13 protein-coding genes are annotated in these 14,061 nt (G+C 33.6%); 7 read left to right on the top strand and 6 right to left on the bottom strand.

The features are described 5' to 3' along the window. Positions 1–27: 27 nt before the first annotated feature. Positions 28–939: a FecR family protein gene (locus tag E6C50_RS01970; protein ID WP_168732723.1), complete on the bottom strand. Its 912-nt coding sequence runs from the start codon at positions 937–939 to the stop codon at positions 28–30. 388 nt (positions 940–1,327) lie between these two features. Here E6C50_RS01970 and E6C50_RS01965 point away from each other — a divergent pair, with 388 nt between their 5' ends. Together E6C50_RS01965 and E6C50_RS01960 are read left to right on the top strand one after the other, a co-directional pair. Then, positions 1,328–1,624, top strand: coding sequence for a hypothetical protein (locus tag E6C50_RS01965; RefSeq protein ID WP_136401522.1), 297 nt, complete (start codon positions 1,328–1,330; stop codon positions 1,622–1,624). A 9-nt stretch (positions 1,625–1,633) separates the two neighbouring features. Beyond that, positions 1,634–2,209: a hypothetical protein gene (locus E6C50_RS01960; RefSeq protein WP_136401521.1), complete on the top strand. Its 576-nt coding sequence runs from the start codon at positions 1,634–1,636 to the stop codon at positions 2,207–2,209. A gap of 196 nt (positions 2,210–2,405) precedes the next feature. Here E6C50_RS01960 and E6C50_RS18015 read toward each other — a convergent pair whose 3' ends face one another. From E6C50_RS18015 to E6C50_RS01945, 4 genes are all read right to left on the bottom strand, one after another. After that, positions 2,406–2,534, bottom strand: coding sequence for a hypothetical protein (locus tag E6C50_RS18015; RefSeq protein ID WP_262712794.1), 129 nt, complete (start codon positions 2,532–2,534; stop codon positions 2,406–2,408). A 15-nt stretch (positions 2,535–2,549) separates the two neighbouring features. Further along, positions 2,550–2,831 (bottom strand): hypothetical protein, encoded by a 282-nt coding sequence (locus E6C50_RS01955; RefSeq protein ID WP_136401520.1) that lies wholly within the window; start codon positions 2,829–2,831, stop codon positions 2,550–2,552. A 259-nt stretch (positions 2,832–3,090) separates the two neighbouring features. Continuing rightward, positions 3,091–3,402: an SH3 domain-containing protein gene (locus E6C50_RS01950; protein ID WP_136401519.1), complete on the bottom strand. Its 312-nt coding sequence runs from the start codon at positions 3,400–3,402 to the stop codon at positions 3,091–3,093. 14 nt (positions 3,403–3,416) lie between these two features. Beyond that, complete coding sequence (locus E6C50_RS01945; RefSeq protein WP_136401518.1) at positions 3,417–3,797, bottom strand: hypothetical protein; 381 nt, start codon at positions 3,795–3,797, stop codon at positions 3,417–3,419. A 199-nt stretch (positions 3,798–3,996) separates the two neighbouring features. Here E6C50_RS01945 and E6C50_RS01940 point away from each other — a divergent pair, with 199 nt between their 5' ends. Further along, positions 3,997–9,423 carry a ComEC/Rec2 family competence protein gene (locus E6C50_RS01940; protein WP_136401517.1) on the top strand — a complete coding sequence of 1,809 codons (5,427 nt, stop codon included), beginning with the start codon at positions 3,997–3,999 and terminating at the stop codon, positions 9,421–9,423. Between the two features lie 104 nt (positions 9,424–9,527). On the opposite strand, the gene E6C50_RS01935 is transcribed toward E6C50_RS01940, so the two are convergent. Then, positions 9,528–10,121: an RNA polymerase sigma factor gene (locus E6C50_RS01935; protein ID WP_136401516.1), complete on the bottom strand. Its 594-nt coding sequence runs from the start codon at positions 10,119–10,121 to the stop codon at positions 9,528–9,530. A 239-nt stretch (positions 10,122–10,360) separates the two neighbouring features. Here E6C50_RS01935 and E6C50_RS01930 point away from each other — a divergent pair, with 239 nt between their 5' ends. From E6C50_RS01930 to E6C50_RS01915, 4 genes are all read left to right on the top strand, one after another. Beyond that, on the top strand, positions 10,361–10,723 hold the full coding sequence (locus E6C50_RS01930) for a hypothetical protein (RefSeq protein ID WP_136401515.1): 363 nt from the start codon (positions 10,361–10,363) through the stop codon (positions 10,721–10,723). 346 nt (positions 10,724–11,069) lie between these two features. Beyond that, on the top strand, positions 11,070–12,023 hold the full coding sequence (locus tag E6C50_RS01925; RefSeq protein WP_136401514.1) for a hypothetical protein: 954 nt from the start codon (positions 11,070–11,072) through the stop codon (positions 12,021–12,023). Between the two features lie 299 nt (positions 12,024–12,322). Next, entirely contained in the window at positions 12,323–13,105 is a 783-nt protein-coding gene (locus E6C50_RS01920; RefSeq protein ID WP_136401513.1) for a hypothetical protein, read from the top strand. Between the two features lie 5 nt (positions 13,106–13,110). After that, complete coding sequence (locus E6C50_RS01915; RefSeq protein ID WP_136401512.1) at positions 13,111–13,992, top strand: DUF4365 domain-containing protein; 882 nt, start codon at positions 13,111–13,113, stop codon at positions 13,990–13,992. The last annotated feature ends 69 nt before the right edge of the window (positions 13,993–14,061 follow it).

Here is a 14,061-nt window from a genome sequence, read left to right as displayed (position 1 = left end):
AAGTCAGCTGGGAACTAAACATAGAAACTACTTTGGTTGGATGATTACCTCCTTTCCCTTGATCTGGAAGTTTACTCCATATGTCTGACCGATACCATCTAATACAACGGAAAGGTTCTCTTTCCGACTGATACTGATGTATGCTCGCTCAGAATTACTAATATTTTTGTTCATTTTTATATCTATATCATACCATCTTTCTATCTCGGTAAGCACTTCTATTAATGATTTAGACGAACCGCCAAATCGTCCTTTTTTCCACATCGCAAAGTCGTGAAGATCGATGTTCTGCACGTTCAAACTGGTAGAAGTTGCGACTGCATTTTGACCAGGTGTTAGTGTTGCTGATTTTTTGGTAGTGGTATTCTCTACGTGTACTTTACCCGAAAATAGGGTAGTGGCTTCTTTTTCCGTGTAGGATTGTATGTTGAATACGGTTCCCAATACTTGGACATCCTGATTTTTTGTTTCTACATGGAAAGGTTTACTTTTGTCGTGAGCTACTTCAAAATAACCTTCACCATTTAATTTAACTCGTCTTTCTGAACCTGTAAATTTAACCGGGTATTCAAGCGATGACTCGGCATTTAGTGACACCTTTGTTCCGTCCGGTAGAACAATATCATATTGTCCAGCTCGTGGAGTTTTTAATATGGCTGTTTCAACGTTGACGGTAGTTGCCAACGTTGTGCCATCCCCATAGTTTAAGCTCGAATCACCAATTATGATTTCCTGTTTCTGTTCATCGAGATTTATTGTTTTTCCATTAGATAGAATTAAGGTCGCTTTGTTTCCTCCGGGAAGAATGTCTTCCTGGACTATATGCGTGTTGATTTCGTTGATAACGGGTGTCCTTTTGTATCGAATTAAGAACAAGGAGATTACCATAGTCAAGAGTATTGCCGCAGCTACCGATACGATATACTTGAAAGGGATCACTTTTCTCTTCCTACCAAATAATCTCTTTTCGATTTTGCTCTGGATAGTGCCAAGTGTTTCTATACGCTCAGGATCATCTGCAAGTTCGTTGCTCATCAGTTCGGCTGATCTGGATTTTATCAATTCGAGTAGTTCTGTTTCGCTACTCGTTCCGAAATATCGGAACAGCTCTTGTAGCTCGTCTACGGTGCATTGATTTTTTAGGAACCGGTCGTAAACTTCATGTATATCTTTAGGTATTTCCATTGTCCTTTTTATTCTAATATGCTTCTCGAGGAAAAACACACTAATGGAAAATGAAAAAAAATAAAATTTGTTGTTTTTCGACGATTTTTCGACGGTGGGTTTAAAAGAACTTAGTATCTTCAATATTCTAAATTATGTAGCTATGCCTGTATTAATTACGTATGATATTAAAGAGCCGGAATTCGGTTTAAAAAAAGATAAGGAGATAAAAAGAGAAATGCTTGCTCTGGGGTACATTGATCGAATGTTAGTCATGGATGACGGGATGCATTATTTGCCGAAATCGACTTTGGTCAAGAGAGATATAACTCCGCATATCGCCAGGCATGATCTTTTGAAAATCGCGCAAAAATGTGGTGCTACTGTTGAACGTTTATTTGCTACGGAGGTTAGTATGCCCGTGGCGATCACAGGCAAGCCTTTTGATGACGAACGTTAACCTCTCCCTATGAAAATTGATACAAATGAAATCCAATTGTTATCACAGGTTTATGTCCAGGATTTAGCAGAAAAGATTGCCTTCTGTACAGTGAGACCTTTTCAGGAACTATATTTTAATTCTTCGGATTTCAGAACTAAGGAAGTTCTGAAAGAACATATTGCTAAAATCAGCAAGACTAAAAATCCACTTATTTACATCATTGAAGTAAGATCCGAAGATAAATTGCCTTTGTTGATTCGGTCCTTTGAAGATTTTAGAGCGACAAATATAAAGCGGATTAAAAATAAGGATAGGGTAAACCATTCTCGATACAATATGAATTCGTCTACAGTATTGTATGTCGGGAGTTCGACGACCAAATTTGAAACTCGAATGAGACATCACTTTGGTGTCATGGCAAATAGAACATATAGTCTACACCTATGTAAATGGGACTGTGGCTTAGATTATGATCTCAAAATACAGACTTTTGAAGTTGTTTTGACTTCCGGTGAAATGCCAGACAGGTTTGTGGTAGAAGTAATCGAACAGCAGTTTTGGGATAAACTAAAACCGGTATTCGGTAAACGTAGCGGATTGTAAATTTGTATTAGAGTTATTTGGTTTTAATAACGGTTTCTTTAGGAATGAATCCAGCTTTTGATGAAGGGTGATCGTTTGCCCTAATAATCTTGTAAAAATTAGCGTATTCCTTTCCGATGATTATGTCCGTGTGTTCCGGAAGTGAATCTATAATCTTACTCTTCAAATCAGGATTTTTATAAATCTTTGTTTCGATTCAGGTTTGGGCGTTGGGAGCCAAGCGAGTTTTTTTAGGATTGTAATCCGATACTGCCAAGCTGTAAACAAGAAATGCAAACAGCAGTGTTCCAATTATTATAAAAATGGTTTGTTGTTTGTGTTTCATATCTCTGCTTTTTAGTTATTCGTATTCTATCTCGACCATATCTGGGCTTTTGACATAATCGAAGTGATCCTTGTGCAGATATAGGCTTAAAAAGTAGGTAAGGAATGCAAAAACGGCGGAAATCGTAACTCCATCTGGTTGTAGGTAGCTACTGATGTAATAGACGATCAATCCGTAAATTATCGAAAACAGAATGGTGATTATATAGCGCATGAATGCTACACTAAAGAATGTAAGTATAAAGACAATCTCAAAGAGTGGAAATGTAATCAGCAAGAATGTCCAGTGATGATCCATTATTTTCCATAAAAAAAATAGTCAATGCGAATGCAACAAGAGATGTCTCAAAATATATATCCGATTGGTACGTTTTACCAGCCTATAGACTTTGACCATAAGTTGTATTATTTAGGTTGATCTGGGGAGATTCACATCCTAAAAATACGAAAAAAAAAATTAATAAGTTAATTATGAAGGTGTTAATGTTGTATCGCGGGTTTAATTATTCCATAAAAGCACAGCGATAATGCGATTCTCTGATTATCCAGTTTTACCGTTATTTCGTTTCAACAACAGTTTCTTTAAGAATAAATCCTGCGTTTGAGTCAGGATGATCTTTTGCATTAATAATCTTGTAAAAGTTACCGTATTCCTTACCGATCAGAATATCTTTATTTTCGGGAAGTGAATCTATAACCTTACTCTTCAAATCAGGTTTTTTATAAATCTTTGTTCCGATCAAAGTCTGTGCATTGGGAGCAAGTCTAGCTTTTTTCGACTTGTAATCGGATGTGGCCAAGCCATAGACAATAAATGAAAACAGTAGGGTTCCTGCTATTAAAAAGAAAGTACGTAGTTTATTTTCCATAAGTCAATTTTAATTTATTCATATTCAATCTCAACCACATCCGAGTTTTTGATATAATCAAAATGGTCTTTATGCAAGTATAAGCTATAGAAATAGGCGAGAAATGAAAAGACGACGGAAACGGTAACTCCATCTTGTTGTAGCCACCTACCTATAAAATAAACAATCAATCCGTAAATGATCGAAAAGAGAATCGTGATCAGGTAACGCATAAATGCTACTCGAAAGAATGTAAGGATAAATACAATCTCAAAGATTGGAAATGTAAGTAGTAAAAATGTCCAATGATGATCCATTTTTTTCCACAAAAGAATAGTCAATACGAATGCAACAAGAGACGTCTCAAAATAAATAATCCGATTGGTACGTTTTACCAACTTATATATTCTGGCCATAAGCAATACTGTTTAGGTTAATTTGGGAGGATTCGTATTTTAAAAATACAAAAAATAATTTAAAATGCAGATTTATTGAAGTTGTATAATCTCATTTTGTAACAAAAATATCCAAAATTGTTTATTGTTTTACGCAAAATGTATGTTTTGGCTGATTTTTCCTATGTTTATAATCTTTCAAACCAAATTATACTTAATTATGCACTACCTAGAAATTCATACTGTTGATGTCGGGCAGGGTGATTGTCAATTTATCGCTATAAAGAATGCCGCAAACCATCAGATTGTACGGTTGATATTGATTGATGTTGGTAATGCAAGTACGATAGATGTTGTTTTTAATTATTGGGCATCTAATTTTTCTGGAAAGCAAGTTGATTTCTTGTTTATCTCACATTGGGATGCTGATCATTTTGGAGGTGGTGCAAAAGATTATTTTCCTCAAAGTCTTATAAAACTTGCTCTCAAAAGACTATTTGTTGCTCAATGCCCGCTATTTTCTCCTTTAGAAAGTCGTCCCCCTGTTGATACGAAAAATCCAAATGCATTTGTTTTTTGGAATATTAACGTAGGAAATTTATTTTATTTCGATAATAATATATATATCGATTGCTATGCAATTGATAGGGTTGTTATGCCATTTAATGGACAAATTACCATTGGCACAACACCAACGAATAAATCTAGTATTGCATTGTTGATTAGAGATACAGCAGCAAATTTTATTTACTATACTGGAGGGGATCTTAGCCATGTTGAAGAAAAAAAAATGGCTAATGATAAAAGTAAATTTAATTATATTAATTCTTTTAAGCTTAGTCATCATGGATCTGAAACTTCAACTCGGAAACCTTTTTTAGATAGTATAAAAAAGTATGTAGTTACGGGGGGTAAAGTTTGTGTTGAGACTTTCGCTATTTGCTCAAGTGGTTTCAGAAGTCAACATGGCCATCCAAATTTTGAAACTTTGAAAAGACTCAAAACCGCAGAGATAAAAACAATTTTAACAAACCAAAAAGAAGGATATGAACATATAGAAGGGTTTGCTTTCGCGGGTTTTGGATATGGTTATGGTTTTGGGAATATAAGGCAGTGTACACTGGGTCAGCGCTTAGTGTTTGGAGGATGGTTCTATGCAGATCAGATTAAAAATATTTTACCTGTACCTCAAGGTTTAACAGACGGATTTATGTTTTTTTCCTCGAGAGAGATAATATCTGTGGTTCCAATATACTTCGGAACCGCCTCTGTAGGATCTCCAATTGACAATTTTCTAGCTTACTTGCCTAAGAAAACTAAATATAACAAGCTAAGTGATGATGAATGTCAAATACCTGAACTTTTTGTACTAGTGCCAAAAGATACGGTACTGCGTGATGCATTATTAATAAATAAAAGTAATAAGCTTATTCTTGAAGGATCGTTTAATAATATTAAGCTTAATGGTGTTGTGAGTGCTGATGGCGTGGCTGATTTAATGAACACTGATTCGTCCGTAGAAATCGAAATTTTAAAACTTATAGAAGTTATTAATCCTGATGTGCTTAATCTAATTCCCAGCTTTATAATTGAATTGTTGGGAAAACTCTCAATACAGGAGTTTAAGATTACACACGATTTTAAACAAAGGACGCAAACCACTATCTCGGTTGGCACATCAATAGCAAAAGAAATTAGTATTACTGAGAAAATAAAATTTAACGATCCACGGATAGTATTCCAATCAATTTATGCTAAAGCAGGTTCTTTAATGCTTCTTTTCAAAGCGAGTATAATGTCGGAGATGTATATTCGAAAGAAATTATTTAATATCAAGATTGATTTTTCTAGTAATGCAATTTGGGAATTGGAAATCGTTCCTAAAGAGTTGTCACTGTTAGATATAGCCAGTATAATCCCGGGGTTTGATCCTGAAACGTTGAAGAGTTGGGCTAGTACGCTTGGTCTAGAAAATATTGAAATTAATAAAGCTTCAGTAGGAGTAAATTTCGGAAGCCAAAATGATAAATTGGATTCCCTTTCTTTAGGTTTGAACATTAAAATTTTTAGTGAGTACATACTTTCCTTGACTTTAACATATAGGTCGGGGCTAGGAATGACTGTATATGGAGGGATTTTAAAAAGTATAAATGTGTATGACTTTTTAGATAAACTTGGTTTGGAGAAAGAATACTATGGATTTCTTCCGGATGTAAAGATTGAAAAATTAGGATTCTCTGCTGTACCATCAAATAAAACATACTCTATAATTGCAGAAATAGATGCTGAATTCTCATATGATCTAGGGGAATTAAAATGTGCTATAGAATCTTTTACTTTTGAAATAGAAAAAAGCAGAGAGGGGACATTTGTCAAAGCTTCGTTGTATGGCAGTGTAACTAAATCAAATCTTACTGGGAATTCACAAGATGGTGATGAAGAAGTTAACATTCTTGTCACTGGTAGTTATAAAACAGGGAAAGGATTTGTATTTAGTGGTGAGATATGGAATCTTGATTCAAATAAATTTCTTAAACTTTTCGGAATAGAATTACCAAAAGAAATTGTTGCTCCCAAATTTGAACATATTAAAGTCAGTAATAAACCTTTTACTGTGTCATCTACCTTAGATACCGGGTTTACTGTTGAAGTACTAGATAAGTATTTAAGTTTTAGGATTAGCCAGTTTGAATATATCAAAGGTCGGGAGTGGAGTATTAGCGGTAGTATTGATTTCTTTGGTCTACTTACCAGTTTCCGACGTGATAGTAAAGAAATTAGGATTTCTATCAGCAAATTCTCCTTTTCCGATCTTATCCAGATATTCACCGAGAATTCAGACATCACTAAGCATTTTGATTTCGATCTGGAAAAAATGGAAATCATTATTGCGGACGGGAGTTTTAGTTTCATGGTTGGGATTACGAATATTGCTATTGGTGAGGCAATTAAAATTGAGCGCAATAAACTTGAATTCAGTATCAGGAATAAGGAAATCAGCTTTGGAATTGAGACTGGCAACTTACAAATTATAACAAATAACAGGACTTTCTCTACCAAAGGCGGACTAAAGGTCAGTACGAGAAAACTGTCTTTCTATGGTCAATCAAATGATTCATTTAAAGATGTCTTCGGTATTAAGGATTTTAACTTTGGACAGCTTTTTATAAGCATTAACCAGCAATTGCAGCCTCCGGCATTTGCTATAGGTTTTATGGGGAATCTGATGTTTAAGAAGGTATCGGGATCTATTGCTTTGTATATTAGCCCGAACATGCCCAGCGAACAGCTACTTGCAGTTACATTTAGTGGGTTGACGCTATATGATATTACAGAAGGAATAGTGGGCGAACTAAACCCTGGATTGGAAGACATCTTTAAATCGATTGGTATTATCCCAATAGAAATATTACCAGCGGTACTTCCTGAACCCGAAGAAGGAGAGGGAGTGACGGAAGAGGTATATCAATCTATTTTGAACATAGATCCTGACACTGCAAAGTCAGAACTGGTGCTCAAATCCTATAAGGACTATTCTTGGATACAAGATGGGACATATCTGGTAGAGAATGAAGACAAATTTAGGCAATACCAGATTTTTTCGTCTAATAATGACCAGAGATATGCATTATCGAAGTATGTGACATTTTATGGATGTTTAAGTCCATTGGGTGTTGAAATGAATGGAAGGCATTTTGATACCGGTTTTGCATTTTCGGGTAATATTAAGTTTCTTGGAGTCGAGCAATTGGTGAATTTTCACGCCAATCCTAAAGGGGGACTGTTTCTGTATTATGAAATGAAGCAATCCATTAAGATTGGTAATGTATTGAGCTTATCTCGCGTTGATGACAATAGTAAAGGGCCAATTCTTTCGTTATCAACTTACGAACATAACCGACATTTTGTATTGATAGCAAAATTAGATCTGTTTGATGGACTCATGCAATTTGGTGCAAGGATTATTTTTGCCAACAGTCAGTTCTCTTTTATGCTTTACAGTGAAGTTTTTGGCTTCAAATCCGCTATTATGGTAAATAGCAATTGGGAATCACTCGAAAAGGCCAGCTTCGAGATATATTATCAATTTGTAACAAGCGGATTCGGCGATATTACCCAGTACATAGCTAATAAGCTTTACGAAAAGGCTGAGGGAATTAATAGAGCAATAAAAGAAGCGAGGGGGAAATTAGAGGATGCGAGAAGGACTGTATTGGAATATCAGCGGAATATAGATAATGTTTCTCATTCCATCAAGGATAAAATTAGGGAACTAGAAGACCTAAAAAGAGTTGATTATCCATGGTATGAGTCTTACAGGTTTGTTGAACTGGGAATTCGAATAATGGCGGTTGGTGTTGAGATTGGGGTATTGGGGTCGTATAAAGCTGCTCAGATTTTACTTTTGGAAGCCGCATTAGCTGTACTTAAAATTGCGGATGATCTACTTGCAAAAACAGGAAAGTTAAGCAAAGAGGTAATCGAAGGAGTCGCAGATGTTATTGCTACAATTGGAAAAGGTATAGATTGGTTGATTTTAATACATAAACTTGAAGCATCATTGGCAATATCTGATAAGAAAAGATTATTCAATTTTGATTTTGAGTTTCGTCTTGCTGGAATAGAACGAAAAGTGGATTTCAAGCTAGAGCATGAAGGAAAGCTATCTGATATGTTGAAGCAGCAGATAGAGAATTTTTTCAACGATAAGAAGTTGATGTATGGTGACAATTCTAGTTTAGAAATGGAAGATGACATCACTGGAAATTTGGATGACATTTATGGTCAGATCTCTGAAGAAGAAATGAGGGAAATAAGGATTGCTAATTATGATGAACTGGAAAATGAGTTTAAGAAAGCTAGTGATAGGAACCAAAATTATAGAGATATTATTAAACATGAGGATTTATTGTCGTCTGTAAAGTATATATTCCAAGAGTTCGATGTAAACGAAGATAAAGACGAGGGTGATCAAACTTCGAAATACACGAACCAGATGGATCAAAGATCTATAAATTCGATATCGAACGATCTCGGCAAAGTATTGAAAAATCTAAAGAATGAAGAGTTTTTTGATAACGAGGTAAAGGATCAATCTACGAAGGCAATTGATAAACTTAATAAGCTATTGAAGAAAGAGGAAGATGGTAATAGAATCATGTCTAATGAAGAATCGTTGTCATTTAAAAGTATGTTTAAAGAATCAAAACTAAAGATTAGAAGGGTAAAGCAAGAAAAACTAATATCTAAACGAGAAAGGTCTAAGGAGTTAAAGAAAATTACTGCATTGATGGATTTTATGGAAAGTACAGCTCCTCGTGCAAAAGAAAAGGCTACTACTGAAACTACTACAAATGTATTTATGGATTCTATTCAGGAAGAAGATAGACCAAGTATACAGGTAATTAGGGAGATAATTGAGAAGTACAATAAAATAATTAATAGTGAAAAGGTTCACGATTATATGAAGATCAGTTGTTATGTCAACGTAGGTATTGGATACTCTCAATTAGGAGACAGAAGTAATTCGATTAATAATATGAAGGCTGGGCTTGATCTTGCTGCGTTTGTTTTAAGTAAAGAATCTTACGAATACTTAAAAATTAAGGAGCAAATTAAGAATACTTGGAATATAGATTTAGAGTAATGAGCTTAATGAACTACAATTTTTAATGAAAAAATTGTAGTTCATTAAAAATATGATATTTAATATAATTGTGAAGAATTAGAAACTTAAAAAAAAGAGAGATACTAATTGCAAAGAAGTACAGCAATAATTATTGCTATTCGTTCCTTTGATTTAAAGATATAGTCACGTACTATTCCGGTAGCTTGTACCAAGTGATTGCTTACGGTAGATACTGAAATGCCCATTATCTCGGCCACCTGCTGATAACTGTGGCCATCGATACGGCACAACTGAAATACCTGCCGACGTTGTGGTGATAATTGAGACATTGCTTTCTCAAGTAACTCCTGGCTTTCCTTGTAATAAATGCCTTCTTCGGTATGCGAATAGGATTCAACGAAAGTTAACACAACGTGTTCCTGTAGCTTTCTATCTCTTGCAATTTTCCTATAAAGCTGATAAACCTCGTTCTGTGCCACCTTATGTAGCCAGCTCTTTACAGATTGATCGGGATCAATATCTGATCTTTTATTCCATAGGATAATAAATGTGTCCTGTAAGAGTTCCTCAGTTAATTCCTGGGATTGAGTGAGTTTAAACAACATGTTGTAAATACGATTACTGTACTTGTTGTAAAGAGCAGTAAAGGCATTTTGATCTCCATTCTGCAACTTCGGTAGCAGATCCAGTTCTTCAATGGATTGGAGGCGTTTCATGTCAAAATTAGGCTTATAAATATCAAAGTTAGGATTTACATTTTTTAGAATGAAATTTTTTTAAAATAACAATTTGCTGTAAGGATAGAATTTCAGTATTTCTACTGAATACCAGTTTGTCAGTTTCCGTAATTTTATGCGTCAAAGTGAAATTAACTTTGTTGTAGTCGGAGGTGTTGAAAGTAATGCTTTCTTGGCTAAAGTTCATAAATTATTTCTAAAGTTTAAAATTCTAAAAAATGGATATTTCAATATTACATGTTTTCAAAAATACGAATAATGAAGAAGGAATACTTCTTGAAGTATTGGCAGATACGAATTTACATCGTTTCATTATTATGGACAATACTTATCAAAACGGTATAGTTTCGAACAAAGAGAGGCACGTCCACTGGTTCAGTAGCAAAGAAGTTTCTAAGGGAGACGTAGTAGTACTTGTTACAGGTAAGGGTAAAAATGAATCAATAATGAGTGAAGAAGGTGTGTTGGTACATTTCGTTTATTGGAATTTAGACCATGAAATTTGGAATAATGATGGTGATCGCGCTGTGCTTGTTCAGGTTGATGATTTCGACTCAAAATTGGTGAGTGAGTTAAAGTAATACTGTCTTTCAATTGTACCGATTTCGATAAATTGGTCGAAACGATAATAATCAATAGGGATTTGACATTTATGTAGGACGGAAAGAATATTTTGGCATTCAGTGCAAAGGAAAAGATGAATAAACAGATAAGCCGTTTTCAGAAGAAAAAATGAAAAAGAAAACGGATCACAGCAAAGAATATAGCAATTGTTAACAAAGCATTTGGGTCACGCATTGGGACGTGAAAAGGTAAAGATTATTTTTGTTATTAAAATTAAAACTTTGTGAACTTAAATAGATCCGAAAGCAAAAAAGGTGTTATGGGATACTTTAAACTTTACAACTAACAAATCGACTTAAAAAAATGGGAAATAGAAAAAACAGAGTTCTGTTGATTTCTTCGATTACATACGTTTTAATCGGACTATTGGTTTTATTGATAAAAGAAGACCTTTACCATCTCTTTTCTTTTGAACCAAGTATTCTCTTGGTATCTGCCATTACTCTAATGCTTGGTGGAATTTCTATATTCCTTATGCTTTATGTTAGAGGAGCAATTTTTCCAAGCTCCATTATTACTGATGAAAAGTATGAGTACGTAAGTGATAAATCTTCAATTGACGAAAAATTTGAATTACTTAAGACCGAACTTTACTCCAAGGTGGCAGACTTCAAAAATATAGATGAAGTTAAAAAGGAAATTCGAACTTCGATTAATCAGCAAGTATCCAAACTTTCAGAAGAAAAAATAGTGCAACAAATTAGTAGTAAGTTTTCCAACGAACTTTATACGAAGTCGAAGTTAGACCTGATTGAAAATGAACTTGCAAGTATAAAGTTTAGAATTGAAAGAGAAACTGCGAGATTGGCAAGATATGGGTATATCAACTTAATGATTGGTTTCATAACTACTTTTTTGGCTATATTTTTTCTTGGATATTCATTATTGGGAGTTCAAACACAGAATACCACACCGGCAGAATATATCTATCATTTTATGCCTAGACTTTCTTTAAGTGTTTTAATAGAATTATTTTCTTTCTTTTTTTTAAGGTTATATAAAAACAATCTTGAAGACATAAAATATTTTAACAATGAAAGGACGAATATTGAAATGAAGATTGTTGCTATAAAAACTAGTTTATTATATGATGATAGAGAAATGGTAAAGAGCTTAATGTTAGAACTTGCAATGACTGAAAGAAATTTTGTTTTGAAAAAAGGAGAGAGTACTGTCGAAATTGAGAAAAATAGGGCAGATACTAGTAGTAATGATAAGTTGTTAGGAGGAATAATCAAGATACTTGACCGAAAATAATTCTAACAACATTTGAGGTTAATGATATGTTTGAATTGACTCAGACGGAAATTTCCGTATTTTTAGAATTTAATATTAAAATCACGCCAGAACTTCAAGAGACAATATTTTAGCAATATTCATTCACAGCAATCATGGATTATATTTTTCTAGACACCAGTGTTTTCATTAAGGAAAATTCTCTTCATGGAAAGAAAATAAATTCTTTGTTTAACCTAAGCAAAAAAAGTATTTGATATTTTACTTTCTGAAATTCGTGCAAATTAAAAGATCATACAATTATATAAAAAGCATTTATAATGTTCAAGAGAAAAGATTTAGGTAAAGATTTGTCTGTATTTAAAAAAGTGGAATTACTAATGTCAAATATTTGCGCGTTAACCGAAGAAGAATTTCTTTACGAATATGACAAATCCATATCCGAAGTTCTTGGTAAAAGTCAGGATTTTAACTCTCAGCTAAAAAGCTGGCTTAAACTTGATGACTGGCATAAACAGTTTGATGGGATTCACCCTAGTAATTCAACAAATATTGAAATTAGTGGATATTCTAATTATAAGGAACTACTCGAAGAAGCTCATATGTATGCTGATATTGTAGCAAAAAGAGCGTACGAAAATAAACAAGGTCGTCTTCATAGAAGTTCCTCTAGAATTTCCATATTGTTGAGTATTACCGCAGCTGAAGATTTTGCCAATCTTCAATGTTCAAAAGTTCTTGGATGGTCTAAAAAGAAGGTAAGTTCAAAATCACTCATCGATAAATGGAAAGATTTAATTCCTGGATTTGAAACTGAATTTTCAGAATTTAAAAGACATTTAAAAATACGAAATGAATCTATCATTCACTTTAAAAATTCTGAAACACTGGATTTAAAGCATATTATTAATCTTAATCATAAAAACGCCAAGGAATTGGTTGAATTAGTCATTTCAATGATATTGAAATCTAAAAAAAGTATGAGAGATGGATTTGACGTGGTTGATCCAAACAACTACTACAATCATTTTATGCAATATTTAGAAAATGCTGTTGGAATAGCTAAAGAAATTAACAATCGGAAAAATTTAAATGAACACTAACAACAATGAAATTACCTAAACGAGTTCCACAACATATTTCAGAAACAGCTTCTTTTAAGTTATTTTCTTCTAAAATCCCTGACAATTGGATAATTCGAGATATTACAGAGAGAGACTACGGAATTGATTGTTACTTAGAGCTTGTAAATGAAGACAATGAACTAACAGGAGAACTTGCTTTAATTCAACTAAAATCAAGACAATCTATTCCTTGGACAGCCGATGATTATTATACCTTGACGGGAGTTGATATTGCGACTTCTAATTACTGGTATAAATTTGCTGTTCCTGTTTTTATTTTCCTTGCTGATATTGACAATAAGGAACTATACTTTATTTCTGTTGACTACCATATCAAAAGAAACTTTAGTGTTTTTGTAGAACAAAGAACATTCAATTATAAATTCAAAAAAACTAATAGGTTTGAGGGAAAGGACGGCGTGTTTTCTTTTAAATTCATTTTTTACTATGAATATTATAGACAGCAGTTTGAAAATGAGTTGCTATTTTTTCTTTCAAACCTTCAACATTTTCACGACTTCCAGAATGAACATTACAATCAAGATTTTCATTTAGGAATAGAAGATGAAGACTTAATTTATTTTGAGGCTATGCACAGAAATTTTAAATTTCTGTGCACTTATCTGAATATTGATAATCCTATTCCAAAATTGAGTGAACTGAAAAGAAGAAGCCGAGAGAAGTTCAAAGAAGGGTATCATTATGATCTTTACGAACACGACTTAACAGAATGGGTTGGTGAATTTCAAAAGTTAACTTCGGAAATAACAAAGAAGCTAAAGCAATTTTTACAGGGAGAATTACATTATTGGTTGATCGTCAATCCCACAGTATTTAATTATGTAAGCAACATAAGAGAAGATTGACGATTTTCTGAATGGCAAACTGAACACTCGCTAAGTTGCAAAACACTAATGATAATATAATCAAATATA

The sequence above is a fragment of the Flavobacterium supellecticarium genome (genome assembly GCF_004801375.1).
Lineage (GTDB): Bacteria > Bacteroidota > Bacteroidia > Flavobacteriales > Flavobacteriaceae > Flavobacterium > Flavobacterium supellecticarium.
This window is presented reverse-complemented; position numbering and strand designations above follow the sequence as displayed.

Excerpts from the sequence above, each read along its gene's own strand:
- E6C50_RS01965 (WP_136401522.1), top strand. The coding sequence starts at position 1,328 with ATGCCTGTATTAATTACGTATGATATTAAAGAGCCGGAATTCGGTTTA.
- E6C50_RS01960 (WP_136401521.1), top strand. The coding sequence starts at position 1,634 with ATGAAAATTGATACAAATGAAATCCAATTGTTATCACAGGTTTATGTC.
- E6C50_RS18015 (WP_262712794.1), bottom strand. The coding sequence starts at position 2,534 with ATGAAACACAAACAACAAACCATTTTTATAATAATTGGAACACTGCTG.
- E6C50_RS01955 (WP_136401520.1), bottom strand. The coding sequence starts at position 2,831 with ATGGATCATCACTGGACATTCTTGCTGATTACATTTCCACTCTTTGAG.
- E6C50_RS01950 (WP_136401519.1), bottom strand. The coding sequence starts at position 3,402 with ATGGAAAATAAACTACGTACTTTCTTTTTAATAGCAGGAACCCTACTG.
- E6C50_RS01945 (WP_136401518.1), bottom strand. The coding sequence starts at position 3,797 with ATGGCCAGAATATATAAGTTGGTAAAACGTACCAATCGGATTATTTAT.
- E6C50_RS01940 (WP_136401517.1), top strand. The coding sequence starts at position 3,997 with ATGCACTACCTAGAAATTCATACTGTTGATGTCGGGCAGGGTGATTGT.
- E6C50_RS01935 (WP_136401516.1), bottom strand. The coding sequence starts at position 10,121 with ATGAAACGCCTCCAATCCATTGAAGAACTGGATCTGCTACCGAAGTTG.
- E6C50_RS01930 (WP_136401515.1), top strand. The coding sequence starts at position 10,361 with ATGGATATTTCAATATTACATGTTTTCAAAAATACGAATAATGAAGAA.
- E6C50_RS01925 (WP_136401514.1), top strand. The coding sequence starts at position 11,070 with ATGGGAAATAGAAAAAACAGAGTTCTGTTGATTTCTTCGATTACATAC.
- E6C50_RS01920 (WP_136401513.1), top strand. The coding sequence starts at position 12,323 with ATGTTCAAGAGAAAAGATTTAGGTAAAGATTTGTCTGTATTTAAAAAA.
- E6C50_RS01915 (WP_136401512.1), top strand. The coding sequence starts at position 13,111 with ATGAAATTACCTAAACGAGTTCCACAACATATTTCAGAAACAGCTTCT.